1 protein-coding gene and 1 pseudogene are annotated in these 969 nt (G+C 43.0%); both read left to right on the top strand.

What is annotated here, in order from left to right; translation table 11 throughout:
- Window positions 1-757, top strand: a 757-nt coding sequence (locus tag A3762_RS00935; protein ID WP_231878687.1) for a BamA/TamA family outer membrane protein, incomplete at its 5' end; no start/stop codon positions are given.
- A 21-nt stretch (window positions 758-778) separates the two neighbouring features.
- Window positions 779-969, top strand: a pseudogene (locus A3762_RS00930) (hypothetical protein); the annotation flags it as partial.

Genomic DNA, 969 nt, shown 5'->3' with positions numbered 1-969 from the left:
AATAGACCCGGTATCTCGTTTAAGCTTTGGAGTGGGGTACAACCATACGAGCTTATCTGTTGGAGATTTACCCGCCTTAGAAATTGATCGCTTCATTCAAAAGTATGGCGATTCATTCAACAATTATGAGCTTGATGGTGGTTGGTCGCGTAGTACATTGAATCGAGGCATGTTCCCAACCGCTGGTTGGCGCCAAGGTTTAAGCGCTTCGATTACTGTGCCGGGAAGCGATCTTTCATTTTACAAGGTTCGCTATAACTCTAATTTTTACGTTCCGCTAAGCAGTCAACACGACTTTGTTTTCCGTATGCGGAACGAGCTTGCTTATGGCGGGGCGTATGGTGACACAGATCAAATGCCATTTTATGAGCATTATTATGCCGGTGGTATCAACTCGGTAAGAGGGTATGAAAACAACTCTCTTGGTCCCAAGACAACTGAGCAGTTCCAGTTTGCGACAGCTGATCCATTTGGCGGTGATTTGCTAGTTGAAAATAGTTTTGAACTAATATTTCCATTGCCTTTTATCAAAGATCAAAGCTCCATGAGAATGGCATACTTTGTTGATACGGGTAATGTATTTGATACCGCGCGAGATTATGACTTTGCGTTTGAAGAAATTAGATGGTCAACTGGCTTAGCTTTGCAGTGGAATACATTTATCGGTCCACTTGGATTTAGCTTTGGCAAGGCCATGAATGCGACGCCTGAAGACGAAAAGCAGTTTTTCCAGTTTTCTCTTGGACAACCATTTTAATAAAAACGAGGATTTTATCTCATGAAATTAGTTAGATCAGTTAGTGCTGTGGTAATGCTTGCGATGCTTAGTTTCTCAGTTGCAGCTGAGACTCGCCTTGGTTTGATCGATATGCGAGCAGCTTTATTTTCGTCAAAGGCGGCACAAAGCTTCTCGGATAAAATGGTCGCTGAGTTTAAGGAACAAGACCTTGAGGTCCGCGCTGTAAGTGA

The sequence above is a fragment of the Oleiphilus sp. HI0125 genome, from assembly GCF_001635355.1.
The sequence above is the reverse complement of the archived record's forward strand: the minus strand, read 5'-3'. Positions and strand labels throughout refer to the sequence as shown.